Here is a 17,621-nt window from a genome sequence, read left to right on the forward strand (position 1 = left end):
CGTCGACCCCGCGCCCGTGCCGCTGCACGTCCGCGGGGTCGTGCTGCCCGAGGACCGGACCCGGGACCTGTGGCTGGTCGGCGACCGGGTGACGCTGCACCCGGTGCCCGGCGCGACCACCGTGGTCGACGGCGGCTTCATCCTGCCCGGCCTGGTTGACGCGCACTGCCACATCGGCATCGCCCGGGGCGGGACGCCGATCGGCTCGCTCGACGACGCCCGCCGGCTGGCCGGGGTCGACCGGGACGCCGGCGTACTGGCGCTGCGCGACGCCGGGTCGCCGTACCCGTACCCGCAACTCGACGACGAACCGGACCTGCCCCGGCTGGCCCGCGCCGGCCGGCACGTCGCGCCGCCCCGGCGCTACCTGCGCGACATCGGCGTGGAGGTGTCGGCAGAGCAGTTGTCCGACACGGTGGCCGAGCAGGCCAGGGCGGGCAACGGCTGGGTCAAGCTGGTCGGCGACTGGATCGAGCGGTCCGCCGGGGACCTCGCCCCGGCCTGGTCGGCGGAGGCGATGACCGACGCCATCGCCACCGCGCACCGGGCCAACGCCCGGGTCGCCGCGCACACCTTCGACGAGGAGGCGGTACGGATCCTGGTCCGGGCCGGGGTCGACTCGGTCGAGCACGGCACCGGGCTGAGCCCTGACCTGATCGACGAGATGGCCCGCCAGCGGACCGCGCTGATTCCGACGATGATCAACATCGCGACGTTCGGCGGGATCGCCGACCGGGCCCGGGAGAAGTTCCCCCGGTACGCCGCCCACATGATCAGCCTGCGGGACGGGTTCCCCGAGGTGGTACGCGCCGCGCACGAAGCCGGCGTACCGATCTTCGTCGGCACCGATGCCGGTGGCGGCATCGCCCATGGCCGGGCCGCCGACGAGATGCTCACCCTGCACACCGAGGCGGGCATGCCGGCCGAGGCGGTGCTGGCCGCCGCCTCCTGGGGTGCCCGGGACTGGCTCGGCTTCCCTGGCCTGGTCGAGGGCGGGCTCGCCGACCTGGTCGTGTATCCGGTGGACCCGCGTGCCGACCTGCGGGTGGTCCGCGCACCCGAGCGGATTATCCTGCGCGGGCGGGTGCTGCGCTGACCCGGTGGCCGGGGCGGCCCTGAGCCGGCTGCGGCGGGTGCGTCGCGCAGCCGCCACCGCTGGCGCATAGGATGTCCGGTCATGGCCCGCGTGCTCACACCTCGTGCGGAGGACTTCCCCCGCTGGTACCAGGATCTGATCGCCAAGGCGCAGCTCGCCGACAACGGACCGGTGCGTGGCACCATGGTGATCCGGCCGGCCGGGTACGCCATCTGGGAGCGAATGCAGTCCGAGATGGACAACCGGATCAAGGCGGCTGGCGCGGAGAACGCGTACTTCCCGCTGTTCATCCCGGAGAGCTACCTGCGCCGCGAGGCCGAGCACGTCGAGGGCTTCTCCCCGGAGCTCGCGGTGGTCACCCACGGCGGCGGCAAGCAACTCGCCGAGCCGGTGGTGGTCCGGCCGACCAGCGAGACGGTGATCGGCGAGTTCATGGCCAAGTGGGTCGACTCCTACCGGGACCTGCCGCTGCTGCTCAACCAGTGGGCCAACGTGGTGCGCTGGGAGCTGCGCCCCCGGGTGTTCCTGCGGACCAGCGAGTTCCTCTGGCAGGAGGGGCACACCGCGCACGCCGACGAAGCCGACGCACGGGCGTACGCCCGACGGATCCTGCACGAGGTCTACGAGGACTTCATGGTCAACGTGCTCGGCATCCCGGTGCTGGTCGGGCGCAAGACCGCCCGGGAACGCTTCGCCGGAGCCACCAGCACGTACACCCTCGAAGGGATGATGGCCGACGGCAAGGCGCTGCAGCTGGGCACCTCGCACGAGCTCGGGCAGAACTTCGCCCGCGCGTTCGACATCACCTACACCTCCGCCGAGCGGGCCGTCGAACACGCCTGGACCACCTCATGGGGGGTCTCCACCCGGATGCTGGGCGGGCTGATCATGGTGCACGGCGACGACAACGGGCTGCGGGTGCCGCCACGGCTGGCCCCGGTCCAGGCGTACGTCATGGTGGTCAAGGCCGGCGATGGGGTCGCCGAGGCGGCGGCCAAGTTGCGCGACGCGTTGCGTGACGCTGGCGTACGGGTCGGCCTGGACGACCGGGTGGACACGCCGTTCGGCCGCCGGGCCGTCGACGCCGAGCTCAAGGGATACCCGGTACGCGTCGAGGTCGGGCCGCGCGACCTGGCCGCCGGCAACGCGGTGCTGGTCCGGCGTACCGACGGGTCGAAGACCCCAGTGCCGGTCGCCGACGTGGTCGGCGCGGTCCGCGACGCCCTCGCCGCCGACCAGCAGCGGCTCTACGACCAGGCGCTGGCGCTGCGTCAGGCGCGTACCGTCGAGGTCGGCACCCTCGCCGACGCCGTCGCCGCCGCGGCGACCGGATGGGCCAGGGTGCCGTGGTCGGTGGTCGGCCCGGCGGGTGAGGCCGAGGTCAACGCGCAGGGCGTCACCGTACGCTGCCTGCTGCGTCCGGACGGCTCGGTGCCCGACTCCGACGACGAGCCCGACCTCGTCGCGGTGCTGGCCCGCTCGTACTGACGCCCTGCCCTGCCGTCGGTGAGCGGCGCCGCCCGTCGGTGGGTGGTGTCGCTGTCGGGCCGTTGGTGGGTGGTGTCGCCGTCGGGCCGTTCGTGGGCGGTGTCGCTGTCGTTGGGCATGGTGAACGAGGGAGATGAGCATGCGGTTTCAGCCCGGTCAGTTGATCATGCATCGGAATGTGCGGCGCGGGCGTCTCGGCTGGGTCCGTCCGGCCCGGGTCGTCGTCGACGACGAGCGGGGCCTGCTGGTCTGGGTCGACCGGGGTTCGCCGGTGGTCAACGAGGTGGCCGACGACGGCCGTGGCATGCGGGCGATGCCGTTCACCGAGTGGATCACCCGGTCGTACCGGATCAAACACGGCCGCTGGCTCGGCCCCCCGGTGCTGAAGTTCCTGCCCGCCGGGGCCGCCCACTCGGTGTGGTGGTTCCGCGACGACGCCGGGAACTTCCTCAACTGGTACGTCAACCTCGAAGAGCCCGGCGTGCGCTGGGCCGACGGCGACCTCGCCGGGGTGGACGTGGTCGATCAGGACCTGGACGTGGTGGTCCGCCCGGACCGCAGTTGGGTCTGGAAGGACGAGGAGGAGTTCGCCGAGCGGCTCGCCTTCCCGGAGCACTACTGGGTGCGTGACGAGGCGGCGGTACGGGCCGAGGGACGGCGGGTGATCAAGATCGCCGAGGCGGGTGACTTTCCGTTCGACGGCACCTGGTGCGACTTCCGACCGGACCCGGCCTGGGCGCCGCCGGCCGAGCTGCCGCCCGGCTGGGACCGCCCGCCGGCAGCCGGCTGACCGCCGGGCACCGGACCGGCCGGCGACCCACCGGGGCCACCGGGTGTGGCGGTACGCCGCGGGTCTGGCACAATAGCGTGTTGGTATCCGGTACGTGTTCGGCGCCCTCTACCCGGGCACGTCGCCAGTCCACCCGAGCTGCCTCTGGCCCAACCCCACTGTGCCGGTCGGCGTTCACCCGCGCACCGCCCTCGGGGGCCGGTGAAGATCGCAACAGGAGCGAACAAACCGTGGCCGTAAAGATCCGGCTTCTGCGGATGGGCAAGATCCGCAACCCGCAGTACCGCATCGTCGTCGCCGACTCGCGTACCAAGCGCGACGGGCGGGCGATCGAGTTCGTCGGGATCTACCACCCGAAGGAAGATCCGTCGGTCATCGAGGTGACCTCGGACCGTGTCCAGTACTGGCTCTCGGTCGGCGCCCAGCCGAGCGAGGCCGTCCAGCGTCTGTTGGAGAAGACCGGCGACTGGCAGAAGTTCAAGGGCCTGCCCGCCCCGCCGCCGCTGCTGGTGGCGCCCGAGCGGGCCGACCGCAAGGCGGCGTACGAGGCGGAGGCCAAGGCCGCTGCGGGCGTCGCGGACACGCCGACCAAGCCGGCGAAGAAGGCCGAGAAGAAGGCCGAAGCGAAATCCGAGACGAAGGCCGAAGCGAAGTCCGAGCCGGCGGCTGCCGAAGCGCCGGCCAAGACCGAGGAGCCCACCGGTGCCGGCTCCGGCGAGCAGGCCTGACATGGTCCTCCGGCCCGCGCTGGAGCACCTGGTCAAGGGGATCGTCACCCACCCCGACGACGTACGGGTCCGGCTGGTCGACTCGCGCCGGGGCAAGCGCCTGGAGGTACGGGTGCACCCGGAGGACCTCGGCACCGTGATCGGCCGCGGCGGGCGCACCGCCAAGGCGCTGCGTCAGGTGATCGGTTCGATCGGCGGGCGTGGTGTGCGGGTCGACATCGTCGACTCGTACTGATGCTGTTGATCGTCGGTCGGATCGGCCGACCACACGGAATCCGTGGCGAGGTCACGGTCGAGGTCCGGACCGACGAACCGGAGATCCGGTTCGCCGCCGGATCGGTGTTGATCACCGATCCGGCGGCGGTGCCGGCCGCCCGCGAACCGCAGCAGCCGCCACCGCCCGGCGCGACCCTGGTCCGCGTCCCTGACCGGTTGACCATCGAGGCGGTCCGCTGGCATCAGGGCCGACCGTTGGTGCAGTTCGCCGGGGTTGTCGACCGCGACCTTGCCGAGGCGTTGCGGGGCGTACTGCTCTGCGTGGACAGCAGCGACATCGCCACCCCGGAGGATCCGGACGAGTACCACGATCACCAGCTGGTCGGCCTGTCGGCGGTCACGCCGTCCGGCGAGGCTCTCGGCGAGGTGGCCCGGATCGACCACGCGCCCGCATCCGATCTGCTGGTGCTCCGCCGGCCCGGCGGCGGGTCCGCCCTGGTGCCGTTCGTCCGGGCGATCGTGCCGGAAGTGGATCTCGCCGGTGGACGGGTGGTCGTCGACGCCCCACCCGGCCTGCTCGACCTGTGAGCGCCCCGATGCCGTCCGGCGCGGCGGCGCTGCAGGTGGACGTCGTCACCATCTTTCCGGACTATCTGGCGCCGCTGGACCTGTCGCTGATCGGCCGGGCGCGCCGGGCCGGCCTGCTCAGTGTCGAGGTGCACGACCTGCGCCGCTGGACGCACGACGTGCATCGGACGGTGGACGACACTCCGTACGGCGGTGGCGCCGGAATGGTGATGCGTCCGGAGCCGTGGGGCGCGGCGTTGGACGAGTTGGCTGCTGCCGGACGGCCGCCTGCGCGGCTGGTGGTGCCGACCCCGGTGGGGGAGCGGTTCGACCAGGCGATGGCGCAGCGGTTGGCCGCCGAGCCCCGACTGATCTTCGCCTGTGGCCGCTACGAGGGGATCGACCAGCGGGTGATCGACGAGGCGGCGGCAGCGCTGCCGGTGACCGAGGTGTCCCTCGGCGATTTCGTCATCTTCGGCGGCGAGGTCGCCGTGCTGGCCATCCTGGAGGCGGTGACCCGGTTGATTCCCGGAGTGCTCGGCAACGCCGGATCGCTCGTCGAGGAGTCTCACTCGGACGGGTTGCTGGAGGGGCCGGTCTACACCAAGCCGCCGCAGTGGCGGGGACGCGAGGTGCCGGAGATACTACGATCGGGCGATCACGGCCGGATCGCCCGATGGCGGCGAGATCAGGCGCTGCTCCGTACGGCGTCGCGTCGGCCGGATCTGATCGCCGGACTGCCCGCCGGGAAACTCGACAAAAAAGACATTGCGCTGCTGGTGGCGGCCGGATTTCAACTGCCGGCCGGTGATGTGGCAGAGTAGTGGGGTTGCCGCAGACGGGCATGCGTGTCCGGCTGCGAGGATCCCGCCAGCGGGAAGGCGTCGAACGTTGCGGCATCGAATGCTGCGGCGTCGAGCGTTCCGGCCCGGGATCAGAATCATCCATCCGCGCACCGCGAGACGGTGCGCCTTGAGTAGCCCAAGGATGCAGCGATGAACACGCTGGACGCTCTTGACGCCCAGTCGCAGCGGACCGACCTTCCGGACTTCCGCGCCGGTGACACGCTCAAGGTGCACGCCCGGGTCGTCGAAGGTAACCGTTCCCGGGTGCAGGTCTTCCAGGGCGTGGTGATCCGCAGGCAGGGTGCCGGCCTGCGGGAGACCTTCACCGTCCGCAAGGTCAGCTTCGGTGTCGGAGTCGAGCGGACCTACCCGGTCAACAGCCCGGCCATCGACCGGATCGAGATGGTGACCCGTGGTGACGTCCGTCGCGCCAAGCTGTACTACCTGCGGGAACTCCGTGGCAAGGCCGCCAAGATCAAGGAAAAGCGGGAGAAGCAGGTCAGCTGAGCCCGCTGATCCCGGTTCCCGATCTCGGGACTGCCGCTGGGAGCTTTCGCCAACTACCCTTGCGGTAGTGACCGATGGGGAGCGCTACGTCCGCGGCGATCGTCGCGGCGGCGGGAGTCAACTGTGCTACCGCTCGTGGCGCCTGACGAGAGGCGCCGTGGGCGGTAGCGCCGTGTCTCGGGACCGGGGAGATGCGTAGCGTGTATCCACAAGGAGACCAGGATCAGTGGCAGCGGCGCGGCGCGTCGGGCGCGCGCTCGCAGCGCAACCGTCGGGACGGCCGGTCGGTGGCACGCCCGCGTCGGTCGGGCCGGTCCGGCATGCAGATGGTGCAGCGCAGGCGTCGGCAGATGCCACTGTGGCAGGAGTTGCCGCTGTTGCTGGTGGTGGCCTTCTGTCTGGCCGTGTTGATCCGCTCCTTCCTGCTGCAGGCGTTCTTCATCCCGTCCGGCTCCATGGAGGACACGCTGCTGGTCGGTGACCGGGTGTTGGTCAACAAGGTTGTTTACGACGTCCGGGATCCGGTGCGCGGCGAGGTCATCGTCTTCCGGGGCACCAACGACTGGGCACCGGAGCACACCGACGACCCGGACCTCGGTTTCGTCGCCAAACTCGGCCGCACCGTTGGCGATCTGGTCGGGGTTGGTCGACCGGGTGAGAAAGACTTCATCAAGCGGGTCATCGGCGTGCCGGGTGACCGGATTCGTTGCTGCGACGACCAGGGCCGGCTGACCGTCAACGACCAGCCGTTGGACGAGGCCGGCTACGTCCTGGAGGACTCGCCGCTGGACGTCCCACCGAGCCCAGGCGAGTGCCGATCCCGGCAGTTCGCTGAGGTCGTGGTCGAGCCTGGACACCTGTTCGTGATGGGCGACCATCGACTGGTCTCACAGGACTCCCGCTGCCAGGGCCCGGTGCCGATCGACAACGTCATCGGCCGGGCCTTTGTGATCGTCTGGCCCCAGGACCGCTGGGACGGACTGTCCGTGCCGGACACCTTCGACAGCCTGCCGCCGACGGCTCCGACCCCGGCGGCGGTCGACCAGCCGGCGGACGTTCCGGAGACCTCCGGTGACCTGGTGATCGTGCTACCGGTGATGATCCCGCTACTTTTTGCTTCGCGCTCCGTGCCGCTGTTCTCAGCCAGACGTCGTAGGCTCCGGTTGTGATCGACGAGCAGACCGAGAAGAAGAAGCCCAATTCCTTCTGGCGCGAACTACCGATCCTGTTGGGTGTGGCGGTCCTCGTCGCGGTCCTGGTCCGGGCGTTCGTCCTGCAGACCTTCTACATCCCGTCGCCGTCGATGGAGCACACCCTCGACATCAACGACCGGGTGCTGGTCAACAAGGTCGTCTACCACTTCCGATCGCCCGAGCGCGGCGAGATCGTCGTGTTCCGGGCGCCACCGGAGTGGAGCAGCAACCCGGACGGCGAGGACTTCATCAAGCGGGTCATCGGGGTCGGTGGAGACCGGGTCGAGTGCTGTGACGCCGAGGAGCGGTTGATCATCAACGGCCAGCCGCTGGACGAGCCGTACATCTACTCCGAGGGCGGGATCAGCGATCCCGCCGCGGTCGGTCCGTTCGACATCACCGTGCCGGACGGACGGCTCTGGGTGATGGGCGACCATCGGTCGGCCTCGGGCGACTCGCTGGAGCACTGGGACCGCAGCGGCGACATCGACTACGCGACCATCTCCGAGGACGCCGTGGTCGGCCGAGCGTTCACCGTCTTCTGGCCACTGGACCGGGCCACCTGGCTCACCGTGCCGGAGCCGTTCGAAACCGTTCCGAGTTCGGGACCGTGACCGGTCGGTTCACGCCAACCCGGGCGGTGCGGTCGGCTGCGGCCCACCTGTCGTGCCGGTCGGCTTGTTCTCCTACTCTGGTCGGGTGACCGACGCGGAGCTGACGGTGGACCGCGCGCCGGAGCCGGCGCGCAACCGGCACGCGGCCAGGGTCCTGCTCGTCGACTCGGCGGGTCGGGTGTTGCTGCTACGCGGGTACGACCCGGCTCGTCCCGGACACCGGTACTGGTTCACCCCCGGCGGTGGACTGGAGCCCGGCGAGACCCCGGTCGACGGCGCGGTCCGCGAGTTGGCCGAGGAGACCGGCCTGCGCGTGACACCTACCGAGTTGGGCGCGCCGGTCTGGCGGGAAACCGTCGAGTTCCCGTTCGACGGCCGGTGGTACCGCCAGGAACAGCACTTCTTCCTGCTGCGGGTGCCCAACTGGCAGGTCGACACGAGCGGGTTCGACGACATCGAACGCCGTACCATCGACGCCCACCGGTGGTGGCCGGTCGGTGAGCTCGCGACCACCCCGGAACGGGTCTATCCGCCGGAGCTGCCGACCCTGCTGCGCCGGCTGACGGGAGAGGCCGAACCGTGCTGACTCCACCGCGTACCGTGGTGCGCCGCGACGCCGGGCTCTACGCGTTGGAGCAGGCTCTGCGGCGGCGCGGATTCGCCCACGTGGCCGGCGCTGACGAGGCCGGCCGGGGTGCGTGTGCCGGGCCGCTGGTGGCGGCCGCGGTGGTGCTCGCGCCGGGCCGGCGGGGCGAGATCGACGGGCTGGCCGATTCGAAGCTGCTCACCCCGGCGGCGCGGGAGCGGGTCTACGCCTCGGTCCGTGACCGGGCACTCGCCCACCGGATCGTGGTCGTCTCGGCCGACGAGATCGACCGTCGGGGCCTGCACGTGTGCAATCTCGCCGCGATGCGCCGGGCGCTGGCCGGGCTCAGCCCCGCACCTGAGTACGTGTTGACCGACGGGTTCGGCGTTGACGGGCTCGGTGCGCCCGGGCTCGCGGTGTGGAAGGGCGACCGGGTGGCGGCTTGCGTGGCGGCGGCCAGCGTGCTCGCGAAGGTCACTCGGGACCGGCTGATGGTCGAGCTCGACGGGCGGTTCCCGGGTTACGGCTTCGCCGAGCACAAGGGCTACGCCACCGCCGAGCATCAGGCCGCGTTGAGTCGGCAGGGGCCGTGTGTCGAGCACCGGTTCTCGTACGTCAACGTGGCAGCCGCCTCGGGCCGGTCCGCGAGTCCGCCCCGCTCCCGCCGACCGGTCGCCGAAGCTGGCCGGACTGACGTCGCGGGAGCCGACCCGACGGTCGGGGCCGGCTCGGCCGACATCGGCATCCGTGAGCCGATGGGGCGTCCGGACCCCATCCGGGGTACCGTCGGCGTGGCGTTGGACGAGCAGCTTCGCCAACCGGCGCTACTGGGGGAAGATGTGGTCATGGAAGGCGGATGGCGATGAGCGCCGAGGATCTCGAGAAGTACGAGACAGAGATGGAGCTGCAGCTCTACCGGGAGTACCGCGACATCGTCCGCCAGTTTTCGTACGTCGTCGAGACCGAGCGTCGCTTCTACCTGGCGAACCAGGTCGACCTGCACGTGCGCAATTCTGACGGCGAGGTGTACTTCGAGGTCGAGATGCACGATGCCTGGGTGTGGGACATGTACCGTCCTGCCCGTTTCGTGAAGAACGTCAGAGTAATGACGTTCAAGGATGTAAATGTGGAAGAGTTGGACAAGCCGGAAATCTCACTACCGGCAGATTCCGGGTTCAGCGGCTGACTTCAATGGCCGGTCCATAGCAGATCGACTGCGGCGAAATTCCGTTTTCCACAGCTTGAACCAGCATCCACAGCCTGTCGTCCGCCCGTCGAGGCCGTACCCCGGTCGGGTGCCAGCCTGTCGGCATGAGATTCCTGCTCCTGCCGATGCTGGTCGCGGCGATCCTGTTCAGCACTGCGCCCGCAGTCCCCGCCACGGTGTCGGTCGCCGCCCCCGGACCACAACCAACCGGGTCCGCGCGCCCAGCCGCAGACCCGCGTTTCCACCCGCCACTGGCCGGCGCCGTCACGCTGAGCCGCCGATTCGACCCGCCCCCGGTGCCCTGGGGGCGCGGACACCGGGGCGTCGATCTCACCGCTGACGTCGGTGCCACCGTGTACGCCGCCGGAGCCGGCACGGTCAGCCACTCCGGTCGGATCGTCGACCGGGGCGTGGTCAGCATCAGTCACCCGGGTGGGTTCAGGACCACCTACGAACCCGTGGACGGCTGGCTCGCCGTCGGCACTGCGGTCAGCGCCGGCCGTCCGATCGGCGCCGTCACCGAAGGCCATCCGGGTTGTCCTGCCGACGCATGCCTGCACTGGGGCCTGCGGCTGACGGACGGCAGCTACCTCGATCCGTTGCTGTTGCTCGGCAACGGACGTGTCCGCCTGCTGCCGCTCGGGTCAGCCGCCCCGGTGTAGCAGCGCGGGCAGCAGCTCCGCGAGCCGGTCGTAGTCCGCTGCCCGGTTGTAGACCTGAGCGCAGATTCGCAACCACGCCCGATCGGACCACCAGGCGACCGACACCTCAGTGGCCAGGTCGTCGGCGATCCGACGACGCAGCGTGGCCGCTGCGACAGCGCTGTCGGCCACGCCGGCCGGTAGCGGGACCAGCCGCATGGCCAGCTGGGCCGACTCCGGTCGGTGCGGATCGGGTACCGGCAGCCGCTGCGGCGGGACCCCTAGCGCGTCGGCGATGGTCCGCTGGCCGTAACCGACCAGTGCGGCGTTGTGCGCTCGGACCCGGTCCAGGCCGAGGCTGCGCAACGCGTACAGGCCAGCCGGCGCAGCCAGCCACGCGGTGTAGTCGCGGGTGCCCTGCCACTCCACCCGCGACGGGAACCCGGATTCCTGCTCCCAGGAGACCCCCAGCGGCTCAAGCCGTTCCCGCCACCGGGGCGCGACCGCCAGCAGCGCCGTGCCGCGCGGCGCGAACGCCCACTTGTGCAGGTTGCCCACCCAGAAGTCGGCGCCGATCCGGTCGACCTCGACCGCCAGCATCCCCGGGACGTGGGCGGCGTCGACCAGGACCGGTACGCCGGCGTCACGGGCCACCGTGACCATCTCGGCGACCGGGAACACCTGCGCGGTCGGCGAGGTGACCTGGTCGACCACCAGCAGCCGGGTCCGGCCCGGCCGGAGCGCGGCGCGCAACCGCTCGACGACCTCCTCGGCCGGTGCCCCCAGGGGCACCGCTACGACGCGTACTGTCGCGCCAGTACGCCGGCACTCCCGCTCGACCGAGAGCGCGACCGCGCCGTACCCGTGGTCGGTCAACAGCACCTCGTCGCCGCTGCCCAGACGCAGCGTCTGCAGCACCGTCGCGGCGGCGACGGTGACGTTGTCGACCAGTGCGGCGCCTTCCGGGTCGGCACCGAGGAAAGCGGCCAGATGGCGGCGGGTGTGGCCGATCCGATCCAGCAGACCCTGGGTGAAGAACCGCTGCGGGTCGGCCTCCATCTCGTCGCGTAGCCGCTGCTGCACCCGCTGTACCGAGACTGGGACCGCGCCGAACGCGCCGTGGTTGAGGTGGGTGACCGCCGGGTCGAGGGAGAACAGCATCCGTGCGCCGGGTAGCGGTTCGGGTGGGACCAGGCCGCCGCTCATCAGATGCCTTCCGTGGATACTCCGGCGTTGCGGCCGGGGAGGAAACGGACTCCTGCGGAGCAGGACAGGGAAAGTCGATTCGCCGCCGGGGCGGATCGACGTCCAGTACCCGCGCACCGGGACATCCGGCGTGCGGACAGGTGTGCTAACGTGACGTTGCCCTTCCGGTGACGACCAAGCCGGTCGGGCCTACCGCCGGGCTGGTGGGAAGTGACGTCTGTGGAGACTGTGTAAGACCGATGGGCGGTACTCCGTCCCTTGCCGTTGATTCGGGTCGGCTGTGGTCGGCGAAGCAGAAAACTCGACCCGTGAGGGTCGAATCTCCCTGCTTCAGCAGGGGGAGATGTCAACGGCACATTTTAGGCGAGCCGCCGCCCCGGAACGCTCCGGGTGCGCGGCCCGTCCGCCGGGCCGGCCGGCAGCCTCAGGCCCGCGGATGTGCCTGCCGGTACGCCGCCCGCAACCGCTCCACCGACACGTGGGTGTAGAGCTGGGTGCTGGCCAGCGAGGCGTGCCCGAGCAACTCCTGGACCGACCGCAGGTCGGCGCCACCCTCCAGCAGGTGGGTGGCCGCCGAGTGGCGCAGCCCGTGCGGGGTGACGCGGGGTACGCCCGCGTCGCGGGCAGCTGCGGCGACGATCCGGCGGACCACCGTGGCCTGGAGCCGGCCGCCCTTCGCGCCGAGCAGGAGCGCCTCGCCGGAGCGGGGCGACGCGAGCGCCGGTCGCCCCCGGGCCAGCCAGTCGTGGATCGCCGCCCCGGCCGGCACCCCGTACGGCACGGTCCGCTCCCGGCCGCCCTTGCCCAGCACCCGGAGTACCCGTCGGCCCGGGTCGAGGTCGGCGAGGTCGAGCCCGCAGAGTTCGCTCACCCGGACCCCGGTCGCGTACAGCAGCTCCAGGACCAGCCGGTCGCGCAGCCGCAGCGGTTCGTCCGGACCGGTGCCGGTCGGTTCCCGGGTCTGTTCCCCGGCCGGCTGAGCTTCCGAGTCGGTGCCGTCGCCGTCCGGCATCAGCTGTGCGGCCTGCTCGACGCGCAGCACCGCCGGCAGCGTCCGGTGCGGTCGAGGGCTGGCCAGGGCCGCACCGGGATCGGCGCTGGTCAACCCGCTGCGGTGCGCCCAGCCGCTGAATGCGCGGGCGGCCGCCGCCCGCCGAGCCAGCGTGGCGCGGGCGGCGCCGAACGTCCGTTGCCGGGCCAGCCAGCTGCGCAACACCGTGATGTCGAGTCCGGCGGGGGAGTGGACCCCCATCCGGGCGGCGTGGTCGAGCAGCGACACGACGTCACCGACGTACGCCCGTACGGTGTGGGCCGAACGGTTGTCGACCAGGGCGAGGTGCCGCGCGAAGGCGTCCACGGCGTCGCGCAGGCCGGACGGCAACCCGGCGTGCCGCGCGGCGGTGCCCCGGCTGCCGTCGTCGCTCATTCCCCGACCGTCGGCCCGGCGGCCCGATCGGTCAAGCCGCCACGCCGGCCGACCCCGGTGGCGGACCGGGGCGGCAACCGGTAGCGCCCGTCCGCGCCGGTGAGCAGGCCTCGGGCCTGCAGAGCGGAGACCGTACGCATCGCGGTGCGAATGTCGACGCCGGCCCGGCCGGCCAGCTCGTCCAGGTCGACCGAGCCGCGTCCGGGAACCGCTTCCAGGACCCGCGCCGCCTGGGGGTCGAGCGAGTCACGGGGACGCTCGGGCCCGCGTGGTGGTGGTGCGAGGTCGATACCGATCCGGCCGATCTCCTCCTGCACGTGGGCGACCCCGGCGACGAGCCGGGCCTGCGGGTGGTCGCGCAGAATCTCGTGACAGCCGACTGACACGGCGGAGGTGATCGGCCCGGGCACCACCATGGTCGCCCGGCCCAGGGCCAACGCGCGCCGGACCGTCTGGGCGGCCCCGCTACGGGCACCGGCCTCGACCAGCACGGTCCCGGCCGTCGCGGCGGCGATCAACCGGTTGCGGGTGAGGAACCGGTGCCGCAGCGGCTCGGCGCCGGGCAGCCACTCACTGACCAGCAGCCCGGACTCGGCGATCTGGTCGAACATCGCGGTGTTCCCGGCGGGGTACGGCCGGTCGATCCCGCAGGCCAACACCGCTACCGTGCAGCCGCCAGCGGCGAGCGCACCGCGATGGGCGCAGGCGTCGATGCCGTACGCACCACCGGAGGCGATCGTCCAACCCTGCTCGGCAAGGCCGTGCCCGAACTCCATGCTGACGTGGCGTCCGTACTCGCTGGGTGCCCGGGAACCGACCACGGCGACCGACCGGGCCAGCGCCTCGGCGAGCGGCCACGGCCCACGGATCCACATGGCCAGCGGTGGCGCGCCGCCCCGGGAACCTCCGGAACCGGCACCGCCCGACCCGCCGTCGGGGCGACGGGCCAGCCGGGTCAGGTCCTCGACCTGGCGCGGCCAGTCCGGATCCTCCGGCGTCACCAGCCGGGCGCCGACCCGCGCCGCCCGGTCGAGAGCGGCGGCGGCCACCTGCAGCGGATCGGCGGTCGCCAGCCGCGCGGAGCTCGCCGTCCGGGTCGGGTCGTCCGGACTCCGCCCGCCGCGTAGCCGGGCCAGCGCCTCGACCGGGCCGACCGCCGCCACGAGCCGGTGAACGGCTTCGTTTCCGGGCTCGGCGAGCCAGGTCAACGCGATCCGGGCCAGCCGGCTGCCGGCCGGTTCGGTGCCCGGCATCACAGCTCGCCCGTCCGCAGCTGGATGGCTTCGTCGATGTCGGCCGAGTCCGGCCGGGACCGTCCGTCCAGGTCCGCGATTGACCAGGCGAGTCGCAGAATGCGGTCGAAGCCCCGGGCGGAGATCGCCCCGACGTCCAGCCGCCGCCGCAGTGCGGCGGTCTCACCGGCGGGCAGCCGCCACGGCGGGCGTCGCAACGCGGGTCCGGGGACCACCGAGTTGGTCCGCCAGCCCTGGCCGGCCCAGCGCTGCCGGGCGGCCTCGCGGGCGGCGGCCACCCGGGCGGCCACCGTCGCGGTCGGTTCCGCCGGCGTCTGGTTCGTCATCAGGTCCACGGCCCGCAGCGCGGTGAGGCTCACCTGCAGGTCGATGCGATCCATCAGGGGACCGGACAGCCGGCTACGGTAGCGGCGCCGTACCACGGGCGGGCACTCGCAGAACTGATCGCCCGCCGGCCGGGCGCATGGGCACGGATTGGCCGCGAGCACGAGCTGGCACCGGGCGGGGTACTCGGTGACCCCCAGGGCGCGGGTGATCAGCACCCGCCCCTTCTCCAGCGGCTGCCGCAACGAATCCAGCACCCGGCTGTGGAACTCGGGTGCCTCGTCGAGGAACAGCACGCCGTGGTGGGCCAGTGAGACCGCGCCGGGGCGGGCCAGCCCGGAACCGCCGCCGACCAGCGATGCGACGGTCGCCGAGTGGTGCGGGGCCTGGAACGGTGGTCGGCGTAGCAGCGCGCTGCCCGGTGGCAGCACTCCGGCGATCGAGTGCAGCGCGGAGACCTCCAGCGCCGCCGGGTCGTCCAACGGCGGCAGCAGACCGGGGAGCCGTTCCGCCAGCATGGTCTTGCCGGCACCGGGCGGCCCGATCAGCGCCAGGTGGTGGCCGCCGGCGGCGGCGATCTCCAGGGCCCGCTTGCCGAACGCCTGCCCGGCGACGTCGGCGAGGTCCGGGCCGGCCTGGACGGCTCCTGGCTTCGGTGGCGGGGGATCGAGCAGCTCGTCGGCGCCGCGGATGAACGAGATCAGCCGGTGCAGCGTGTCGACGGCCTTGACCCGCACCCCCGGCACCACCGCCGCCTCGGCCGCGTTGGCGGCCGGCACCACCACCTGGGTCACCCCGGCCCGGGCCGCCGCCACCACCATGGGGAGCAGCCCGCGCACCGGTCGTACGGTGCCGTCCAGGCCCAACTCGCCGAGCAGCGCCACCCCGTCGACCGGGGCGAGCGGCAGCTCTCCGGTGCCGCCGAGCAACGCGGTGGCCACTGCGAGGTCGAACCCAGAACCGACCTTGGGCAGCGTCGCCGGTAGCAGGTTGACGGTGATCCGCCGGTTCGGCCAGTGCTGCCCGGAATTGACGATCGCGGCGCGCACCCGGTCCCGTGCCTCGTGCAGGGTGGTGTCCGGCAACCCCGAGATGATCACTGCCGGGAGCCCGGCGGCGAGGTCGGCCTCCACCTCCACGAGATGCCCGGTGACGCCGACCAGGCCGACGCAGAGCACCTTCGCGTAGCTCATCGTCCGGTCTCCAGCGGTCGGCCATCCTCCGTGGATGGTGGTGGTCGGTCGTCGGCGCGCGGCGGGCGGTGGATGTCGTTTCTCATGGCACGACGGTGGCTGTCCGCGACCCGGGCCGCCGGGCCGGGCCGGGGCGCGCCTGTGGACGAAGGTCCCGCTGTGGACAACGCGGCGACCGGTTGACGCCAGGTGCTAGGCGGCGGCTGCCGGGCGGCGCTGACGGGTCGGGCGACAGTGGTCAGAAGGCCGCCGTCAGGTGCCGGACCTGGGCCGCGCCGGACCGACCGACGGTCACGCAGATCAGATCGAATCGCACCGGCCGCCGGCGATGTCCCGGGTTGGCGGCCAGCCAGCCGGCGGCCAGCCGGCGGATCCGCCGGGCCTTGGCCGCGGTGACCGCTTCCTCCGGCGCGCCGTAGCGGCCACTGCGTCGGGTCTTCACTTCGCAGAACACGATGGTGTCGGCGTGCCGGGCGATGATGTCGATCTCGCCGACGGCGCAGCGCCAGTTGCGTTCGACGACGATGAGCCCGGCGTCAACGAGGTGCCGTACCGCACAGCGTTCGCCGTAGGCGCCGACGGCCTGCCTGATGTTGGTCATGTCCGGCAACGTGCCCGGCGGTGCTGGCACATGCCCGGTGCGGTACGCCGTGGTTGTGGACGGCGGGCTTGCTGTGGACGCCGCGACGGCACCGGCCGCCGACCTGCTAGCGCCGGTCTGACCAGCACCGGTACAAGATCGCCCGAGACGTCGGTGGAGCGGACCCGAGTGGCGGCGGCGGTTGCGGTGACATACGGTCCCTGTCCGTGGACCCGAACCGAAACTATCCGGACGACCCCGATCCCCGGTGGTACTCCGAGCGCACCTACGTCGATCCGTCCTGGCAATCCACCGAGTCGAGCAGCGACCGGTTCGGTGACGACCCGTTCGGCGGCACCAGCCGGTACGCCAGTGGCGACGGTACCGGTGAACTGCGGGCCGCCCGGGCAGCCCGGGCGGATACGACGGAAGGTGGCCGGCGGCGCGCGGCGCCGGAACCGGCGTCGGCACCGCCGTACGGGGCTCCGGCGTCGGCACCGCCGTTTGCTTCGCCGTCGTCGGCACCGCCGTTCGCTCCGCCGTCGTCGGCACCTCCCGGGCCGGCGAGCGGTCCACCGTTTGCGACCCCGGAGCCCCGGCCGGAGCCGGGTCCGGCGGTCGATGCCGGCCGGCGGTCCGAGTCCGGTCGGCGGTCCGACCAGGCGCGGCCGGACGAGTCGGCCAGTTCGGTCGACATTCCCACCGGGCTCATGCCGCCGGTCACCCCCCGTCCGGCCGGTGATCCGCCGTCGATGGGGGAGTACGGCGGCCGGCGGGCACCGGTGGGCAGCGTCGTCAGCGACGGGGTGTACCGCAGTCGACGTCCTGCGCTGGGGATCCTGTTCGCCGTCCTGGTGATGATCTTCGAGGTGCCGGCGTTGCGGCTGTTGCTGGACGGAGCGCTGGCCGATCCGGCCGAGGTCGGCGCGGTGGTCGCCGGTACGGCGCTGATGATCGGACTGCCCGCGTTCGGTATCGGTCTCTACGCGCTGGCCACCGGGGCGACCAAGGTGGGTTCCCCGGTCGAGGCGTGGCTGCGTCCGCCGACCGCGCATCTGCTGGTCGGCCTGCTGCTGTTCGTGGTGGCCGGACTCGCGGGCTGAACCATGCGGGCTGGCCGGGTCGCGACCCGGCGCAGGGCGTACACTTGACAACCGGCGA

General features: G+C 72.1%; 20 protein-coding genes. 15 read left to right on the top strand and 5 right to left on the bottom strand.

Annotation, left to right across the window (positions count from 1 at the left end):
* Positions 1 to 16 precede the first annotated feature (16 nt).
* The 14 genes from O7629_RS05050 (at position 17) to O7629_RS05115 (ending at position 10,499) form a co-directional block, all read left to right on the top strand.
* Positions 17 to 1,096 (top strand): amidohydrolase family protein, encoded by a 1,080-nt coding sequence (locus tag O7629_RS05050; RefSeq protein WP_278167771.1) that lies wholly within the window; start codon positions 17 to 19, stop codon positions 1,094 to 1,096.
* Between the two features lie 81 nt (positions 1,097 to 1,177).
* Positions 1,178 to 2,584 (top strand): proline--tRNA ligase, encoded by a 1,407-nt coding sequence (gene proS / locus O7629_RS05055; RefSeq protein ID WP_278167772.1) that lies wholly within the window; start codon positions 1,178 to 1,180, stop codon positions 2,582 to 2,584.
* A 139-nt stretch (positions 2,585 to 2,723) separates the two neighbouring features.
* Positions 2,724 to 3,374, top strand: a complete 651-nt coding sequence (locus tag O7629_RS05060) for a DUF402 domain-containing protein (RefSeq protein ID WP_278167773.1) — start codon at positions 2,724 to 2,726, stop codon at positions 3,372 to 3,374.
* Between the two features lie 230 nt (positions 3,375 to 3,604).
* The gene (gene rpsP, locus O7629_RS05065; protein WP_278167774.1) at positions 3,605 to 4,102 is read left to right on the top strand and encodes a 30S ribosomal protein S16; all 498 of its coding nucleotides are present in this window, start codon (positions 3,605 to 3,607) and stop codon (positions 4,100 to 4,102) included.
* On the top strand, positions 4,077 to 4,337 hold the full coding sequence (locus tag O7629_RS05070) for an RNA-binding protein (RefSeq protein WP_199757474.1): 261 nt from the start codon (positions 4,077 to 4,079) through the stop codon (positions 4,335 to 4,337). The genes rpsP and O7629_RS05070 overlap by 26 nt, the downstream gene beginning before the upstream one ends.
* A 2-nt stretch (positions 4,338 to 4,339) precedes the next feature.
* A complete protein-coding gene (rimM, locus tag O7629_RS05075) occupies positions 4,340 to 4,906 on the top strand; it encodes a ribosome maturation factor RimM (protein WP_278174411.1) in 567 nt (188 codons plus the stop codon).
* A 29-nt stretch (positions 4,907 to 4,935) separates the two neighbouring features.
* A complete protein-coding gene (trmD, locus tag O7629_RS05080) occupies positions 4,936 to 5,709 on the top strand; it encodes a tRNA (guanosine(37)-N1)-methyltransferase TrmD (RefSeq protein WP_278174412.1) in 774 nt (257 codons plus the stop codon).
* Positions 5,710 to 5,880: 171 nt separating this feature from the next.
* On the top strand, positions 5,881 to 6,237 hold the full coding sequence (rplS, locus tag O7629_RS05085; RefSeq protein ID WP_278167775.1) for a 50S ribosomal protein L19: 357 nt from the start codon (positions 5,881 to 5,883) through the stop codon (positions 6,235 to 6,237).
* Between the two features lie 320 nt (positions 6,238 to 6,557).
* Positions 6,558 to 7,406 carry a signal peptidase I gene (lepB, locus tag O7629_RS05090; RefSeq protein ID WP_278174413.1) on the top strand — a complete coding sequence of 283 codons (849 nt, stop codon included), beginning with the start codon at positions 6,558 to 6,560 and terminating at the stop codon, positions 7,404 to 7,406.
* Positions 7,403 to 8,044, top strand: coding sequence for a signal peptidase I (gene lepB, locus O7629_RS05095; RefSeq protein WP_278167776.1), 642 nt, complete (start codon positions 7,403 to 7,405; stop codon positions 8,042 to 8,044). The genes lepB (O7629_RS05090) and lepB (O7629_RS05095) overlap by 4 nt, the downstream gene beginning before the upstream one ends.
* Before the next feature lie 85 nt (positions 8,045 to 8,129).
* Positions 8,130 to 8,630 carry an NUDIX domain-containing protein gene (locus O7629_RS05100; protein ID WP_278167777.1) on the top strand — a complete coding sequence of 167 codons (501 nt, stop codon included), beginning with the start codon at positions 8,130 to 8,132 and terminating at the stop codon, positions 8,628 to 8,630.
* Positions 8,624 to 9,496 carry a ribonuclease HII gene (locus O7629_RS05105; RefSeq protein ID WP_278167778.1) on the top strand — a complete coding sequence of 291 codons (873 nt, stop codon included), beginning with the start codon at positions 8,624 to 8,626 and terminating at the stop codon, positions 9,494 to 9,496. Before O7629_RS05100 ends, O7629_RS05105 begins: the two co-directional genes overlap by 7 nt.
* Positions 9,493 to 9,816, top strand: a complete 324-nt coding sequence (locus O7629_RS05110) for a DUF2469 domain-containing protein (protein ID WP_123604412.1) — start codon at positions 9,493 to 9,495, stop codon at positions 9,814 to 9,816. The genes O7629_RS05105 and O7629_RS05110 overlap by 4 nt, the downstream gene beginning before the upstream one ends.
* Before the next feature lie 125 nt (positions 9,817 to 9,941).
* Positions 9,942 to 10,499 carry a M23 family metallopeptidase gene (locus tag O7629_RS05115; protein ID WP_278167779.1) on the top strand — a complete coding sequence of 186 codons (558 nt, stop codon included), beginning with the start codon at positions 9,942 to 9,944 and terminating at the stop codon, positions 10,497 to 10,499.
* On the opposite strand, the gene O7629_RS05120 is transcribed toward O7629_RS05115, so the two are convergent.
* The 5 genes from O7629_RS05120 to O7629_RS05140 all read right to left on the bottom strand — a co-directional run bounded on the left by O7629_RS05120 (position 10,482) and on the right by O7629_RS05140 (position 16,481).
* Complete coding sequence (locus tag O7629_RS05120; protein ID WP_278167780.1) at positions 10,482 to 11,684, bottom strand: aminotransferase class V-fold PLP-dependent enzyme; 1,203 nt, start codon at positions 11,682 to 11,684, stop codon at positions 10,482 to 10,484. The two genes, O7629_RS05115 and O7629_RS05120, sit on opposite strands and share 18 nt — an antisense overlap.
* 424 nt (positions 11,685 to 12,108) lie before the next feature.
* Positions 12,109 to 13,110 (bottom strand): tyrosine recombinase XerC, encoded by a 1,002-nt coding sequence (locus tag O7629_RS05125; protein WP_278167781.1) that lies wholly within the window; start codon positions 13,108 to 13,110, stop codon positions 12,109 to 12,111.
* A complete protein-coding gene (dprA, locus tag O7629_RS05130; protein ID WP_278167782.1) occupies positions 13,107 to 14,363 on the bottom strand; it encodes a DNA-processing protein DprA in 1,257 nt (418 codons plus the stop codon). The genes O7629_RS05125 and dprA overlap by 4 nt, the downstream gene beginning before the upstream one ends.
* Positions 14,363 to 15,880 (bottom strand): YifB family Mg chelatase-like AAA ATPase, encoded by a 1,518-nt coding sequence (locus O7629_RS05135; RefSeq protein ID WP_278167783.1) that lies wholly within the window; start codon positions 15,878 to 15,880, stop codon positions 14,363 to 14,365. The genes dprA and O7629_RS05135 overlap by 1 nt, the downstream gene beginning before the upstream one ends.
* 238 nt (positions 15,881 to 16,118) lie before the next feature.
* Complete coding sequence (locus O7629_RS05140) at positions 16,119 to 16,481, bottom strand: YraN family protein (protein WP_278167784.1); 363 nt, start codon at positions 16,479 to 16,481, stop codon at positions 16,119 to 16,121.
* Between the two features lie 206 nt (positions 16,482 to 16,687).
* Here O7629_RS05140 and O7629_RS05145 point away from each other — a divergent pair, with 206 nt between their 5' ends.
* Positions 16,688 to 17,563 carry a hypothetical protein gene (locus tag O7629_RS05145; protein WP_278167785.1) on the top strand — a complete coding sequence of 292 codons (876 nt, stop codon included), beginning with the start codon at positions 16,688 to 16,690 and terminating at the stop codon, positions 17,561 to 17,563.
* Positions 17,564 to 17,621 lie beyond the last annotated feature (58 nt).

Source organism: Solwaraspora sp. WMMD792 (assembly GCF_029626105.1).
In the GTDB taxonomy this organism is placed as follows: domain Bacteria; phylum Actinomycetota; class Actinomycetes; order Mycobacteriales; family Micromonosporaceae; genus Micromonospora_E.